The organism is Actinomadura sp. J1-007, assembly GCF_009793335.1.
GTDB lineage: Bacteria > Actinomycetota > Actinomycetes > Streptosporangiales > Streptosporangiaceae > Spirillospora > Spirillospora yumaensis.
Window position 1 is genome coordinate 4,965,120 of record NZ_WING01000001.1, and the last position, 14,354, is coordinate 4,979,473.

Consider the following 14,354-nt stretch of genomic DNA (forward strand, 5'->3'; position numbering starts at 1 on the left):
CGCGGAGCGGCAGTCCGCGGCCGACGCCGCCCGCGCGACCAGCGCCGCGTCCGACGCCAGGTCCGAGGCGATCGGGCACGCCCAGGGGGTGGGGCGCCGATGAGGCCGTTCGTCTACGAGCGCGCCGGGACGGCGGACGACGCGCTGGCGCTGCACGACGGCGACGCCCGCTACCTCGGCGGCGGGACGAACCTCGTCGACCTGATGCGGCTCGGCGTCGAGCTGCCCGGCCGGCTGGTCGACGTCGCGCACCTGCCGCTGGACCGGATCGAGACCGGCGGCGACGGCGGGCTGGTGATCGGCGCGACCGTCCGCAACAGCGACCTGGCCGCCGACCCGTCCGTCCGCGCGAGCCACCCGGTGCTCGCCGAGGCCGTCCTCGCGGGCGCCTCCGGCCAGATCCGCAACCTCGCGACCGTGGGCGGCAACCTGCTCCAGCGCACCCGCTGCCCCTACTTCCAGAACGCCGGCAAGCCCTGCAACAAGCGCGCCCCCGGGAGCGGCTGCCCGGCGTACGAGGGCGAGCACCACAACCTCGCGATCCTCGGGCACTCGACCGCGTGCGTCGCGACCCACCCGTCCGACATGGCCGTCGCGCTCGCGGCGCTGGACGCGCGCGTGCGCGTCCGCCGCCGGTCGGGCGGCGAGCGGCCGGTGCCGCTCGGGGACTTCTACCGGCTGCCCGGCGACGACCCGTCGCGGGACACGACGCTGGAGCCCGGCGACCTCGTCACGGCGGTCGAGGTGCCGCCGGTCGGGATGCCGTCGCGGTACCGGAAGGTCCGCGAGCGCGCCTCGTTCGCGTTCGCGCTGGTCTCCGTCGCGGCGGCGCTGGACGTCGCGGACGGCGAGGTCCGCGACTGCCGGATCGCGCTCGGCGGCGTCGCGCACATGCCGTGGCGGGCGCGGCGGGCCGAGGAGGTCCTGCGCGGCCTCCCGGCGAACGAGGAGTCGTACATCCGCGCGGCGGAGGCGGAGCTGGAGCTCGCCGAACCGCTGCGCGACAACGCGTACAAGGTGCCGCTCGCCACCAACCTCATCGCGCGCACGCTCAGCGAGCTGGGAAGCGGGGAGCGGGCCGGAGGCGACGGCCGGGCGCCGGGTCCGTCGGACGGAGGGCTGTCGTGAGGGCGTTGGAACGGGTCGAGGGCCGCGACAAGGTCACCGGGCGCGCCCGGTACGCGTACGAGTACCCGGTGGAGGGCGCGGTGTACGCGTCGGCCGTCCAGGCGACCGTCGGGCGCGGCACGATCGCGGCGGTGGACGCCGAGGCGGCGCTCGCGATCCCCGGCGTCCTCGCCGTGGTGTCGTGCGAGAACGCGCCGCGGCTGCGGCAGGCGGCCGACGCCGAGCTCGCGGTCTTCCAGTCGCGGGAGGTGTCGTACCGGGGGCAGCTCGTCGCCGCCGTGGTCGCCGAGACGCTGGACACGGCGCGGGACGCGGCCCGGTTCGTCCGGATCGAGTACGCGCCCGCGGCCGAGGGCCCCGACGTACGGCTCCACCCGGGCCATCCGGGGATCTACAAGCCCGACAAGGTGAACCCGACGTTCCCGGCCGACTCGGTGAAGGGCGACCCGGAGGAGGCGCTGCCCGCGTCGGCCGTCCAGGTCGAGGCGACCTACACCACGCCCGCCGAGCACAACAACGCGATGGAGCCGCACGCCACGCTGGCGGTGTGGGAGGAGGACGGGGGCCTGACGCTCTACGACTCCAACCAGGGCTCCTCCACCGTGCGCGACACGCTCGCCGAGATCTTCGGGCTGGAGCCCGAGCGGGTGCGGGTCGTCTCGCCGCACGTCGGCGGCGGCTTCGGGTCCAAGGGCACGCCGCGTCCGAACGTCGTCCTGGCGGCGATGGCCGCCGGAGTGGTCGGGCGTCCGGTGAAGTTCGCGTTCACGCGGCAGCAGATGTTCTCGGCCACCGGCTACCGGCCGCCGTCGATCCAGCGCGTGCGGCTCGGCGCGGACGGCACCGGGCGGCTGACGACGGTCGTCCACGAGGCGCTGTCGCAGACGTCGATGATCCGCGAGTTCGTGGAGCAGACGGCGACGCCGACGCGGATGATGTACCAGGCGCCGAACCGGCGGACCGCGCACCGCGTGACCCGGCTCAACGTCCCGACGCCGTCGTGGATGCGCGCGCCGGGGGAGACGCCCGGCATGTACGCGCTGGAGTCGGCGATGGACGAGCTGGCGTACGCCGCCGGGATCGACCCCGTCGAGCTGCGGATCCGCAACGAGCCCGAGACCGATCCCGAGAGCGGCCTGCCGTTCAGCTCGCGGAACCTCGTCGCGTGCCTGCGGGAGGGCGCGGAGCGCTTCGGCTGGGGCGACCGCGACCCCCGCCCCGCGGTGCGGCGGGAGGGCCGCAAGCTCTACGGGACGGGCGTCGCCTCGTCCACCTATCCGGCGTACCGCTCGCCCAACCAGGCGTACGTGCGCGCCGACGCCGACGGCCGGTTCACGGTGCGGATCGCCGCCGCCGACATCGGCACCGGCGCCCGGACCACCCTCACCCTGATCGCCGCCGAGACCCTCAAGGTCGAGCCCGAACGGGTCGCCGTCGAGCTGGGCGACAGCTCGCTGCCGCGCGCGTCGCTGGCGGGCGGTTCGAGCGGCACCGCCGGGTGGGGCTCGGCCGTCGTCCGGGCGTGCGAGGCCCTGCTGCCGAAGCTCGACGCCGGGCTCCCGGCGGAGGCGACGGCCGACACGACCGACGAGGTCAAGGCCCAGGAGAAGTACGCCAGGCACGCGTACGGCGCGCAGTTCGCCGAGGTGGAGGTGGACGTCGACACCGGCGAGGTCCGCGTCCCGCGGATGCTCGGGGTGTTCGCCGCCGGGCGGATCATCAACCCGACGACCGCGCGGTCGCAGTTCATCGGCGGCATGACGATGGGGCTCGGCATGGCCCTCATGGAGCAGACCGTCATGGACGAGGAGTTCGGCGACTACCTCAACCACGACCTCGCGCAGTACCACGTCCCGGCCTGCGCCGACGTCCGCGACATCGAGGCGTTCTGGGTGGACGAGCGCGACGCCCACCTGAACCCGATGGGCTCCAAGGGCATCGGCGAGATCGGCATCGTCGGCGCGGCGGCGGCCGTCGCGAACGCCGTCCACCACGCCACCGGACTGCGCGTCCGCGACCTGCCGATCACCCCGGCCAAGATCCTCACCGGAATGTGAGGCCCGGCCCGGCCCCGGCGGACCCTCCGCGCGAGATCTGATCCTTCCGCGGGAAGGGGTGATCGGCGGGGGCGGGGCGGGTATCGACCACGTGCTCGGGGGCGAGCCGACTCCCCGAGGTGATCGCCTTGTACCAGCAGGTCCTCGATCCCGTCGCCGACTCGCTCGGCTGGAGCTCCCTGGTCGCCGCGCTGCCGCTCCTGGTGCTGTTCGCGCTGCTCGGCGGGCTGCGGATGCGCGCCTGGCTCGCGTCCCTGATCGCGCTCGCCGCGGCGCTGCTGATCGCGGTCTGGACGTACGGGATGCCCGTCGGGCAGGCCGTGCTCGCCGGGACGGAGGGGGCCGCGTTCGGCTTCTTCCCCATCCTGTGGATCGTGATCAACGCGATCTGGGTCTACAACCTGACCGTCCGGACGGGGCACTTCGACGTGCTGCGCCGCTCGTTCGCCCAGGTCAGCGACGACCGGCGGATCCAGGCGATCCTGATCGCGTTCTCGTTCGGCGCGCTGATGGAGGCGCTCGCCGGGTTCGGGACGCCGGTCGCGGTCACCTCCGTCATGCTGATCGCGCTCGGGTTCGAGCCGCTCAAGGCCGCGGTGCTCGCGCTCACCGCCAACACCGCGCCCGTCGCGTTCGGCGCGATGGCCACCCCGATCCTCACGCTGGGCAAGGTCACCGCCATCGACAGCGACACGCTCGGCGCCATGGTGGGCCGCCAGACGCCGATCCTCGCGGTGTTCGTCCCGCTGGTGCTCGTCGTGATCGCGGACGGGCGGCGCGGGCTGCGGGAGGCGTGGGGCGCCGCCGCGCTGTGCGGCGCCGCGTTCGGGATCGCGCAGTACGCCACGGCCAATTTCGTGTCCGTGCCGCTCGCCGACGTCGTCGCCGCGCTGGCGTCGGCGCTCGCGATCGTCCTGCTCGTACGGCTCCGTCCCGCCGCCGGCGCCCGTCCCGCCGTCGTCGCGGGCGGCGCGGCCGACGAGCCGACGCCGGAGTTCGAGGCGCGCGCGGCGGGCGGCGTCGGCGCGGGCCGGGGCGAGGTCGTCCGGGCGTACGCGCCGTACGGGATCATCATCGCCGTCTTCGTCGTCTGCCAGATCGACACGGTGAAGGACCTGCTCGACCGCGCGACCCGCACGTTCGACTGGCCGGGACTCGACCTCGTCGGCGCGTCCGGCAAGCCGCTCGGCCTGGTGACGTTCACGTTCAACTACCTGACGACGCCCGGGACGCAGATGCTGGTGGCCGGGGCGCTCACGATGGCGGCGCTGCGCGTCGGGCCCGGTGCCGCGCTGCGCGCCTACGGCGCGACGCTGCGGCAGCTCCGGTGGGCGATCCTCACCGTGATGGCGGTGCTGGCCCTGGCGTTCGTGATGAACGCGTCCGGGCAGACGATCACGCTCGGCACGTGGATGGCGGGCGCGGGCGGCTCGTTCGCGCTGATCTCGCCGATCCTCGGCTGGCTCGGCACCGCCGTCACCGGGTCGGACACCTCGTCCAACTCCCTGTTCGGCGCGCTCCAGATCACCGCCGCCCACAAGGCCGACCTGCCCGCCGTGCTGATGGCCGCGAGCAACAGCTCCGGCGGCGTGCTCGGCAAGATGGTCTCGCCGCAGAACCTCGCGATCGCCGCCGCCGCGGTGGGCCTGGACGGCCGCGAGGGCGACATCTTCCGGCGGGTCATCGCGTGGAGCCTGGTGTTCCTGGCCGGGATGTGCGTGCTGTCGGCCCTCCAGTCCACGGCCGTCCTGGCGTGGATGGTGCCCTGACCTGGTGGAACGAGGCGCGCACGGCGCGTTCGGCGTCAGAAGCGCTGCTTGGCCTCGTTGGCGGCGGGCCCGGTCATGAGCTTCTCCAGCAGATCGGTGAGGGTACGGCGCTCGTCCCGGGTGAGGGCGTCGGCCCAGACCCGTTCGCGCGCGTTGTGCTCCTCGTAGGCGCCGGTGATCGCGTCGTGCCCGGCGCCGGTCAGCTCGATCAGGACGGCGCGGCGGTCGTGCACGGCCTGCCGCCGGGTGACCAGGCCGTCGCGTTCGAGGGTGTTGACGACGGCGGACACGGCGGCGCGGCTGTTGCCGGAGAGCTGGGCGACGCGCTTGCCCTCCAGCGGGCCCGCGAGCCAGAGCACGAACAGCACCCGGAACCCGGCCCAGCTCCAGCCGCGCGGCCGGTGCACGGTCGACTCCCAGTCGTACACCAGCGCGCTCGCGAGGCGGTGCAGCGTGAGGCCGAGCCGCATCGCGTCGGCGTCGACCGACGGCAGCTCGGCGGTGGTGCGCTCGATCGCGAAGTCGACGAACGACAGGTAGTCGAGCTCCCCGGATCCGGCGGCGGTCATGGGCGCAAGCCTAGACGGGGCGCGGGGAAGGTCTTCCCATGGAACGGCGGGGCGCGTTACGGTGACCCACAAATGATCAAACCTTTGATTAAAGGAGGCGGCATGGCAGCCAAGGCGTTCGCGTCCTCGGCGGACCTCACCGACAAGGAGCAGACCCTGGAGGTGCTCGCCGACGGCGTCTACGCCCTCACCGCCGAGGGCGACCCCAACGTCGGCGCGATCGAGGGCGAGGACTTCCTCGTCTGCTTCGAGGCCCTCGCCACCCCCGTCGCCGCCCGCGAGTGGCTCGCGAAGCTGCGCGAGCACACCGACAAGCCGATCCGCTACCTGGTGCTCTCGCACTACCACGCGGTACGGGTCCTCGGCGCGAGCGCGTTCGGCGCCGAGGTGATCGTCGCGCACGACAACACCCGGGCCCTGGTCGCCGAGCGCGGCCGGCAGGACTGGGAGTCGGAGTACGGCCGGATGCCGCGGCTGTTCAAGGACCCCGACTCCATCCCCGGGCTCACCTGGCCGACGCTCACGTTCTCCGACCGGCTCACGATCCCGCTCGGCGGCGACCGCGGCGACCTGGTCCTGAAGTACTGCGGGCGCGGGCACACCGAGGGCGACATCGTCGCCTGGCTGCCCGAGCGCGGGATCCTGTTCGCGGGCGACCTCGTCGAGGCGCAGGCCGCGCTCTACACCGGCGACGCGTTCCACCGCGACTGGGCGGCCGGCACGCTCGACACCCTCGCCGCGTTCGGCGCCGAGGCGCTCGTCGGCGGGCGCGGCGCGGTCGCCCGCGGCCGGGACGGCGTGGACGCCGCGATCGCGCAGACCCGCCACTTCCTGGAGGTGATGATCCGCGAGGTCGGCACCGTCCAGGCGAGCGGCGGCACGCTGAAGGAGGCGTTCCAGCGCACCCACGCCGCCCTCTACGAGCGGTACGGCAAGTGGCCGATCTTCGAGCACTGCCTGCCGTTCGACGTGGCCCGCCTCTGGGACGAGCTGAACGGGGTCGAGCGGCCCGTCATCTGGACGGCCGAACGCGACCGCGAGGTCTGGGCCCAGCTCCAGGACTAGAGGATGACCGAGCCGAGCGTGGTGGTCGTCGGGAACGGGCCCGTCGGCCAGACCACCGCACTGCTGCTGGCCCGCTGGGGCGTGCCCGCCGTCCTGCTGGACGCGCGCCCCCACCGCGACCCGGTCGGGTCCAAGGCGATCTGCCAGCAGCGCGACGTGCTGGACGTGTGGGAGGCGGTCGGCGCCGGAGCGCGCATCGCCGCCGAGGGCGTCACCTGGACGACCGCCCGCACGTTCTACCAGGGCGAGGAGCTGTTCTCCTACGCCCTCCAGGACGGGGGGAGCTCCCCGTTCCCGCCGTTCGTCAACATCTCCCAGGCGCGGACGGAGGAGATCCTCGACGAGCGCATCGCCGCCGAACCCCTCATCGACGTCCGCTGGAACCACCACGTCACCGGCATCGCCCAGGACGGCTCCGGCGTCACCGTGACCGTCGAGGGCGGCGCCGCGATCCGCGCCGCGTACGCGGTCGTGTGCGCGGGCGCCCGCGGCGACGCGCTCAGGGCCGCGCTCGGCGTGACGTTCGACGGCCACTCGTTCGACGACCGCTTCCTGATCTGCGACATCCGCGCGGACCTGCCCGGCTGGACGAACGAGCGGCGCTTCCACTTCGACCCCGAGTGGAACCCGGGCCGCCAGGTGCTGATCCACCCCTGCCCCGGCTCGACGTTCCGGATCGACTGGCAGGTGCCCGGCGACTACGACCTGGCCGCCGAGACGTCCTCGGGCGCGCTCGACGCCCGCGTCCGCGCCATCATCGGCGACCGCCCGTACGAGATCGTGTGGAACTCGGTCTACCGCTTCCACTCCCGCGCCGTGAACCGCATGCGCGTGGGCCGCGTCCTGCTCGCCGGCGACTGCGCCCACCTGGTGTCGCCGTTCGGCGCGCGCGGCCTCAACTCGGGCGTCGCCGACGCGGAGAACGCCGCGTGGAAGCTCGCCTACGTCCTCAACGGCTGGGCCGGCGAGGACCTCCTGGAGACCTACCACCTCGAACGCCACGCCGCCGCCGTCGAGAACCTGGAGGTCACCACCGCGACGATGGACTTCCTCGTCCCCCAAGACGAGACCCGCCACGCCCACCGCGTCGCGGTCCTCACCCGCGCCCTCGGCGACCCGTCGGCGCACGCCCTGGTCGACTCGGGCCGCCTGTCCGAGCCGTTCTGGTACGTGTCGTCCCCCCTCACCACCCCCGACCCGACCCGCCCGTTCGCGGGCCGCCCCCCGCGCGGCCACGTACCGCCCCCGGGGCCGGGCGTGCTCGTCCCGGACGTCCCGGTCGCGGGCGGCCGCCATTTCCGCTCGCTGGCCCGCGACGGCTACCTCTACCTGATGGGCCCCGGCGCGAAACCCCCAGCGAAACCTCCGTTCGGCGGCCCCGTCCGCCACCTGGAATTGAAAGACATAGACGAACACGGCCTCCTAGCCAAAACCCTGTCCATCCGCGAAAACGAGACCTGGATAATCCGTCCCGACGCCCACATCTCCGCAATCCACTCTTGAACGCGCGGCGGGCCGAGGCCCCCGCCCCGGCCCGCCGCGTTCCATCGCCTCGGCGCAATTCCCGCCTCTGGCGTGTCGTACGGTGGCGCGGTCGGTCAGGGGGCGTTGACCTTGCCGACCGGCGCCGCCTTCACGGTGCGGTGGCCGGGTTTGCCTCCGAGGACGACCTTGCGCAGCGAGATGTTGTTGTTGAGGTCGCCCTCGAACAGCCGGTGCGCCGGGTTGGCGATCACCTGGATGTAGTACGTGCCGTTCGCCAGTGCGGTCACGTCGAACGACTGCCCCGGCAGCGACTGCACGTAGGTGTCCCCGGAACCGACGTCGAGCACTTCGCGGACGGACAGCGACGACAGGTCACCGCACGCGGTGTGCAGGTCGGTGTTGTCCGGCTTCCAGTTGGCGTTCTTGACCAACTGGTTGATCGCGTCGGTGTTGGCCAGGCAGAACGCCTCCTTCTGGCTCCGTACGATCTCCTTCTTGTCCGCGCCCAGGAGCCGGTAGCTGGCGAAGTCCTTGAAATGCCAGTGCTCGTGCCCGTCCCGCGGATCCCATTCCATTCCGCCGGTCTTGGCGTAGCCGATCTGGCGGCCGTTGCCGTCGAAGAAGTACTGGTAGGCGTCCATCAGGTCCTGCTTCACCCGGAAGCCGTCCACGACGAGCGGCGACGGGCCCGCGTTCCACACATTGGCGCTGAACGCCATGTAGTCGCGCTTGGGGGCGGCGCCGCCCTCCTCGCCGTGATCGATGCCGATCTCCCAGGCCGGCAGGGCCCGCAGGTCGGGTTTGGGGCCCTTCGGCACCGCGCCGTTGCCGGCGGGCTTCGCGCCGGCCTTGAGCGGGGCCGGGGAGGGCGCGGCCTTCGGCCTGGCGCCGTGCCCGTCGTCCATGGTGCGGACGGTCACCGCGATCTTCTTCGGTGTGCCCGGGATGCCGAACAGATCCCGGTACGCCTTGGTCACGCTCACGGTCGCGGTGTACGCGCCGTCGGCCAGCCTCACCGGGGCGTTGGCCTGCTCGTCCCCGGTGGCGTCGGTCGCCCAGCCCTTCTGGATGCCCCACACCGAGCCGAGCGTCCACGGGTTGCCCGAGCAGCCGACCGGATACGGGGACTTGGCCGGCGCCCCGGGGGCGACCCGGGCCGACTCGGCGGAGGGGCACACGTCCTGGACGCGGTCCAGGACCTTCTTTCCCTTGGCGTCGGTCAGCGACACGTGCAGGAACTTGGGGAACCCGGTGAAATCCTTCAGCAGGCCCTTCGGCAGCGCTTTGGTGCGCGTACCGCCGGAATGGCGGATGAGCTGGTTCGCGGTGATCGGGTCGTTGTACGACTTGCGCTGCGCCCGCACCTCGAACGGCGCGCCGGTCGCGCTGAGGTAGACCCCGAGGTCGAGCATCGCCTCGGGGCTTTCCCCGTACTTGGTCACGGTCACTTTGGCGGAGGCGGCGAGCAATTGGAGACCGGCCTTCGCCGGTGCGGCCTGGGCCGCCTGGAACCCGCCCGCGGCGAGTACCACGGCGGTCGCGGCGGCGATACGGATCGGACGACCGGGGCCAGAACGTCTACTGCTGATGACGGTCCTCCATCTTCGTCGTCCGCGCCTGCGCGCGGACAGGGGGGAACAGTTCGCGGGGACGAAGCCGGATCCCGCCCCCGCGTTGAGCGCGAGACGTCCGACCGGCGATCGTGTGATGTATACGACCATCGAAACGGGCCCGGCGTTCGAGGAACACGCCCTTCAAATGTCCGGATTTCGTGACAATAACTCGGCGCGACCCGCACGCCGGAGAGGAGTTCGACGCCCGCCTCCACCTCGCTGGGGACGGTGCGTACATCCTTCGGGGGACCGAAAGAACCTCATCGCCGACGAGGTGCCGGCTCCCCGCGTGGCGAAGGATCGAGATCTACGCCTAGCGAAGGGAGTGCGCCATGCGGACGATCGGGATCATCGCCGCCGCCATCGGGTTCCTCTCGGCGGTGTACCACTACACCGGCGGTGAGAACATCGAGCTGATGAAATGGTCGCAGGGCCACCAGCCCCTCGCCGGCCTCGGCATCGGCGCCGCCGGACTGCTCGTCACCGCCCTCGGCGCGGCCCTGTCCCGGAAGCGCTGAGGCGACGCCCCTGGCCGCGCGAGCCGTACCCCGACACCCGCGAACACGGCTTCCACGTGGCCCAACGGCGGGAGCGCGGAACCGTGGATAAGGTCTGGCCGTATGGAGACCCATGGTGGGCTGACGAGCAGGCGATCGCTGTTCGCGGTCGCCGTTATCGGCACAGCGTGGGCGGCGCTTGTCTTCCTGTTCTTCATGACCTTGTCGAGCTGGCCGTCCTCTATGCCCGACGACGAACGGCCATTCCATGTGTCGTCGTTGGCCTGGGCCCTGGGAACGCTGGCCGTCGTGGCACTGATCGGCGCGCTGGTGGCCGTTGTCGTGAAGGAATCCGCCCGTTGGCAGGACGACGGCTCCAGGGAGAACGGGGTCCAGGTGGCGGGCTTGATGCTGACCCTGGCCGCCTGGTTCTTCGGCGGGGTGGTCACCCTCGGGCTGTACATGTTCAACGTGCCGTTCAACCTTTTCGCCAATGTCCCGGGAGACATCTGCGGAGGATCCGGCGGGGCCGGAACTTTCGCGTGCCTGCATCGAGTGGGCCGTACCCTCCACGTACTCGGAGTCGTGTCGGCCCTTTTGGCATCCCCCGTGACGTGGGCCTCGTTCTGGATGATGCGTCGTTCGCGATTGGCCGCGGGCCTGGCCCCGGTCATTGTCTTCGCCCTGTACCTACTGGCCCTGCGCCTATGGCTGCCCCACGAAGGCTTGGGCGTCCCAGACCGCCCAGACCTCCAGCCGTAAAGGCGTAGCCAAGCACTGAATCAAAGCGAGGCACCGCCCATTCTCCGCGAACTCATCGGAAAGGGCGTCCAAATCGTCCCCCGAGATCTCCTCGTCCAGTGTCGCGGATACTCCGCAGGCGGCACCACCTGTCCCGGGATGCGGTGAACGTGAGGCCGGTTGCCGGTCGGGGGCCATCAGCTGGGGCGGGCATGCCGGTTCTGTCAGGCCGGGGCGGCCTGGACGGGCAGGGCGCCACGGACGTCCAGGTGCCGGGTCAGGCCCATCCGGTCGAGGAGGTCGGCGATCCGCGGGGCGGGCCGCAGCAGGACCAGCCGTCCGTCGGCGGCGCTGATGCGCTTGTGGGCTCGCACCAGCGCGTTGATGCCCGAGGAGTCACAGAACCGCAGCCGGGACAGGTCGATCGCCACTTGCGGCGGTGACGCCGGCGATCGACCGGCCTGCGCGAGGTGGTCGTCCAGGCCGGGGGAGGTATGGAGGTTGAGCTCTCCGCCGACGCTCACCACGATCCAGCCGTCCTGCCGGCTGAGATCGAAGTCCGCGCCACTGGCCGGGGTGCCGGCCGCCGTCACCATCATCGATCACCCTGGGTCCTGGTCGGTGCAGCCCGCCGGTACGCGGACCTGCGTCGGGCGTTCGGTCGCCAGGGTTCATTGTGCCCTGCCGCATCTGGGCTTGTCCGGTCCGTGGCCGAGCGAGGACAGCCGAGGAATGCCTGGTCACCTAGGGCGGCGGAATCACCGCGACCGCCATCCTGCACGCTTTGTCCGGCCAGGGGCCTGCCGGGCGCTCGCGCGCCGGGACCTCATAGTGAGTGGCGGGAAGCATTGGTGTGGCTGTCGGTGCCGCTGGTGGCATGGGGGTGAGTGGTAAGGGCGGAGTCGGTGGTGGGGTGGGTGGGGATGAGGCGGTTGACGCCGGTGTGGGTGAGCAGGCGGGTGAGGCGGTCGGGGACGGCGGCCAGGGTGAGCGAGCCGTGGCCGGCCTTGAGCCGCCGGTAGAGGACGATCAGGGCGTTCAGGCCGCTGGAGTCGCAGAACGGTACTCGGGACAGGTCCAGGATCAGGTGGGGGTGCTGGTCTCCTGCGACGGTCAGGGCGGTGTCGCTGAGCCGGGTGCTGGTGGTGAGGTTGAGTTCGCCTTCGACGGCCAGCACGGCGATGCCGTCCAGCGTGCGGGCCATGCTGATCCGGAGGTCGTGGGCGTGGCTCACAGTGACGGCTCTCTGGGCTGGGTGGCCGGTGGGGCGGCGGCGTGACCGGTGGACGCCCTGGCGCCGGTCCCGCCGCCGTCGGGGCAGGCGTGCGGGGCGTTGAGCGCGGTCATCGCCAGCAGGGCGACGTCGTCGTCGTTGGAGGCGAAGCCGTCCAGTACGGCGGTGAGGCGGTCCACCAGTTGGGTCGCCGGGTGGGGGAACGCGGTGTTCTCGGGCCCGGTGCGCAGGGCCGGCGGGGGGAGGGGCGGCCGGTTCAGCAACTCGACGAGGCCGGCTTCGCCGAGCATGGCGCCGGTGCCGTCGGTGTCGGCTTCGATGAGGCCGTCGGTGTACAGCAGCAGTCCGTCTCCGGGGTCCAGGACGAGGCGGGTGTCGGCGAAGGTGGCTTCCTCCAGCGCGCCGACCAGCATCCCGCCGGTGATCCGCGCCGGCTCCGCCCGAAGCCTCTCGCCGTTGTCGGCCGCGCCGCCGTTTCCCGTGCCGCCGTTTCCCGTGCCGCCGGTTCCCGCGCCGTCGTGAACGGGGCCGGAGTGGGCGGGGGCGCGCAGGACCATGACGGTGGGGTGGCCGCCGGTGCCCAGGTGGACGGTGAACCCGCCGGTCGGGGCGGGGGTGATGGTGCCGAAGACCGCGGTGCAGAACCGGCCGCCGTGGGCGGGGTCCAGCAGCAGCGCGGTGTTGAGTTCGGCGAGCACGGCGGCGGGGTCGGGGTCGTGCAGGGCGGCGGCGCGCAGGGTGTAGCGGATCAGGGAGGTGACCGCGGCGGCCGCGGCGCCCTTGCCGCACACGTCGCCGAGGAAGAACGCCCACCGGTCGGCGCCGAGCGCGAACACGTCGTAGAAGTCGCCGCCGACCTCGCGGGTCGAGGCGGTCCGGTAGTGGCTGGCCAGCCCCATCCCGGGGATGCGCGGCAGGGCAGGGGGCAGCAGGGTGCGCTGTAGGGTGCCGGCGAACTCCTCCAGGTCGGCCTTGTCGCGTTCGGCCTGGGCGCGCAGCCGGCGTTCGGTGCGCAGCCTGCTCAGCGCCGACAGCCGCAGCTCCAGTTGGTCGGCGACCATCGCGGCCAGGTCGCGCAGCATCGCGGTGTCGGCGGCGGTGATGGTCCGGGGCCGGGTGTCCAGCACGTTGACGGTGCCCAGCCGGTGGCCGTCGGCGGTGATGATCGGCGCGGCGGCATAGAACCGTATCTTCATGTCCCCGGTCACCAGGGGGTTGGCGCGGGCGAGGGGATCGGTCAAGGCGTCGGGAACGACCAGAGGCTCGTCGTTCAGGATCGCTGAGGCGCACAGCCCGGGGTCGCGGCCGATCTGGGCGACGCCTGCGAGGCCGTGAACGGCCTTGAACCAGATCCGGTCGGTGTCCACGATCGCCACCGTGGCCATCGGCGTGTCGAACCAGCGGGCCGCCATCGCCGCCACTCGGTCGAACGCCCCGTCAGGCGGAGTGTCGAGGATGTCGTAGCGGCGCACCGCCTCTACCCGGGCCGCCTCCACTCGGGCCGCCTCTCTCCGGGCCATGTCCTTGGTGGCACGCGCCGCGCGCGGTTCCATGAAGCGGCAGCACGGACCCGCCGCCGGCCGCCAGCGTCTTCCCGGCCATCTTCCCGCCTCCCTGCGCGGCTCCCCGCACCGTTCGGCCGTCGGCGCCGCCGCCGGCTGGCTCCCCCGACCGTCCCGGATGCGCCGGACGTACCTTGTCTTCGTCAACGCCGGCGCGTCCGTCCCTCCACGGTTGCCTGAGGGAAGCCGTTCAAACAGCCATGGGGACCACGAGCCCGGCGGGACGGTTCACGGAGGCCGGGCCCGTCACCGGGCGGGATCGTTTCGGCCGGTCACCACCGGTACCAGCGGCGACGGCGGCCCCCGCCCTCGGCGGTCCGGAAGACGAAGCCCAGCGCCCACAGGACCAGGACCGCGATCGCGATCCACCAGAGGAGCTTGAGAGCGAACCCGGCCCCGATCAAGATCACGATCAGCAGCAGAACCAGCAGCAAGGGAACCATGTGTGCACCTCCAGCCCGCCTCTACCCTGCCTTTACCTGTTCATGCCCGCCGCCGCGCGGGCCCACGTCACCGCGGGTCGAACGCTCTGCGGCACCACGGCGGCGGCCGCGCGCGGCCGATGGGCGGGCGGCCGGTCCGTGCGCGCTGCCGCGACGGACCGATCATCATGTGCGGCCGGGGTTAGGATCGG

Annotated in this window: 13 protein-coding genes; 7 read left to right on the top strand and 6 right to left on the bottom strand. The window is 72.4% G+C overall.

From position 1 onward, the window contains the following. Positions 1 to 99 precede the first annotated feature (99 nt). The 3 genes from GEV43_RS22605 (at position 100) to GEV43_RS22615 (ending at position 4,954) form a co-directional block, all read left to right on the top strand. Entirely contained in the window at positions 100 to 1,128 is a 1,029-nt protein-coding gene (locus tag GEV43_RS22605) for a xanthine dehydrogenase family protein subunit M (RefSeq protein WP_160822388.1), read from the top strand. After that, positions 1,125 to 3,185, top strand: a complete 2,061-nt coding sequence (locus tag GEV43_RS22610) for a xanthine dehydrogenase family protein molybdopterin-binding subunit (protein WP_309239778.1) — start codon at positions 1,125 to 1,127, stop codon at positions 3,183 to 3,185. The genes GEV43_RS22605 and GEV43_RS22610 overlap by 4 nt, the downstream gene beginning before the upstream one ends. 128 nt (positions 3,186 to 3,313) lie before the next feature. Continuing rightward, positions 3,314 to 4,954, top strand: coding sequence for an L-lactate permease (locus GEV43_RS22615; protein WP_160822389.1), 1,641 nt, complete (start codon positions 3,314 to 3,316; stop codon positions 4,952 to 4,954). Positions 4,955 to 4,989: 35 nt separating this feature from the next. On the opposite strand, the gene GEV43_RS22620 is transcribed toward GEV43_RS22615, so the two are convergent. Further along, a complete protein-coding gene (locus GEV43_RS22620) occupies positions 4,990 to 5,523 on the bottom strand; it encodes a MarR family winged helix-turn-helix transcriptional regulator (protein WP_160822390.1) in 534 nt (177 codons plus the stop codon). Between the two features lie 102 nt (positions 5,524 to 5,625). Here GEV43_RS22620 and GEV43_RS22625 point away from each other — a divergent pair, with 102 nt between their 5' ends. Further along, positions 5,626 to 6,588, top strand: coding sequence for an MBL fold metallo-hydrolase (locus tag GEV43_RS22625; protein WP_160822391.1), 963 nt, complete (start codon positions 5,626 to 5,628; stop codon positions 6,586 to 6,588). Positions 6,589 to 6,591: 3 nt separating this feature from the next. Next, the gene (locus tag GEV43_RS22630) at positions 6,592 to 8,091 is read left to right on the top strand and encodes an FAD-dependent monooxygenase (RefSeq protein ID WP_160822392.1); all 1,500 of its coding nucleotides are present in this window, start codon (positions 6,592 to 6,594) and stop codon (positions 8,089 to 8,091) included. Between the two features lie 95 nt (positions 8,092 to 8,186). On the opposite strand, the gene GEV43_RS55030 is transcribed toward GEV43_RS22630, so the two are convergent. After that, positions 8,187 to 9,605 carry a lysyl oxidase family protein gene (locus tag GEV43_RS55030; protein ID WP_206681234.1) on the bottom strand — a complete coding sequence of 473 codons (1,419 nt, stop codon included), beginning with the start codon at positions 9,603 to 9,605 and terminating at the stop codon, positions 8,187 to 8,189. 413 nt (positions 9,606 to 10,018) lie between these two features. On the opposite strand from GEV43_RS55030, the gene GEV43_RS22640 reads away from it, so the two are divergent. Together GEV43_RS22640 and GEV43_RS22645 are read left to right on the top strand one after the other, a co-directional pair. Next, positions 10,019 to 10,204: a hypothetical protein gene (locus GEV43_RS22640; protein ID WP_160822394.1), complete on the top strand. Its 186-nt coding sequence runs from the start codon at positions 10,019 to 10,021 to the stop codon at positions 10,202 to 10,204. 102 nt (positions 10,205 to 10,306) lie between these two features. Continuing rightward, the gene (locus tag GEV43_RS22645) at positions 10,307 to 10,945 is read left to right on the top strand and encodes a hypothetical protein (RefSeq protein WP_160822395.1); all 639 of its coding nucleotides are present in this window, start codon (positions 10,307 to 10,309) and stop codon (positions 10,943 to 10,945) included. A gap of 203 nt (positions 10,946 to 11,148) precedes the next feature. On the opposite strand, the gene GEV43_RS22650 is transcribed toward GEV43_RS22645, so the two are convergent. The 4 genes from GEV43_RS22650 to GEV43_RS22665 form a co-directional block, all read right to left on the bottom strand. Then, positions 11,149 to 11,523, bottom strand: a complete 375-nt coding sequence (locus tag GEV43_RS22650; protein ID WP_160822396.1) for an STAS domain-containing protein — start codon at positions 11,521 to 11,523, stop codon at positions 11,149 to 11,151. Positions 11,524 to 11,750: 227 nt separating this feature from the next. After that, entirely contained in the window at positions 11,751 to 12,158 is a 408-nt protein-coding gene (locus GEV43_RS22655) for an STAS domain-containing protein (RefSeq protein ID WP_160822397.1), read from the bottom strand. Next, complete coding sequence (locus GEV43_RS22660; protein WP_160822398.1) at positions 12,155 to 13,678, bottom strand: PP2C family protein-serine/threonine phosphatase; 1,524 nt, start codon at positions 13,676 to 13,678, stop codon at positions 12,155 to 12,157. Before GEV43_RS22660 ends, GEV43_RS22655 begins: the two co-directional genes overlap by 4 nt. A 314-nt stretch (positions 13,679 to 13,992) precedes the next feature. After that, the gene (locus GEV43_RS22665) at positions 13,993 to 14,163 is read right to left on the bottom strand and encodes a hydrophobic protein (protein WP_160822399.1); all 171 of its coding nucleotides are present in this window, start codon (positions 14,161 to 14,163) and stop codon (positions 13,993 to 13,995) included. Between the last annotated feature and the right edge of the window lie 191 nt (positions 14,164 to 14,354).

Coding starts and splice junctions, on each gene's coding strand:
- GEV43_RS22605 (WP_160822388.1), top strand. CDS start 100: ATGAGGCCGTTCGTCTACGAGCGCGCCGGGACGGCGGACGACGCGCTG.
- GEV43_RS22620 (WP_160822390.1), bottom strand. CDS start 5,523: ATGACCGCCGCCGGATCCGGGGAGCTCGACTACCTGTCGTTCGTCGAC.
- GEV43_RS22625 (WP_160822391.1), top strand. CDS start 5,626: ATGGCAGCCAAGGCGTTCGCGTCCTCGGCGGACCTCACCGACAAGGAG.
- GEV43_RS22630 (WP_160822392.1), top strand. CDS start 6,592: ATGACCGAGCCGAGCGTGGTGGTCGTCGGGAACGGGCCCGTCGGCCAG.
- GEV43_RS22640 (WP_160822394.1), top strand. CDS start 10,019: ATGCGGACGATCGGGATCATCGCCGCCGCCATCGGGTTCCTCTCGGCG.
- GEV43_RS22645 (WP_160822395.1), top strand. CDS start 10,307: ATGGAGACCCATGGTGGGCTGACGAGCAGGCGATCGCTGTTCGCGGTC.
- GEV43_RS22650 (WP_160822396.1), bottom strand. CDS start 11,523: ATGATGGTGACGGCGGCCGGCACCCCGGCCAGTGGCGCGGACTTCGAT.
- GEV43_RS22660 (WP_160822398.1), bottom strand. CDS start 13,678: ATGGCCCGGAGAGAGGCGGCCCGAGTGGAGGCGGCCCGGGTAGAGGCG.
- GEV43_RS22665 (WP_160822399.1), bottom strand. CDS start 14,163: ATGGTTCCCTTGCTGCTGGTTCTGCTGCTGATCGTGATCTTGATCGGG.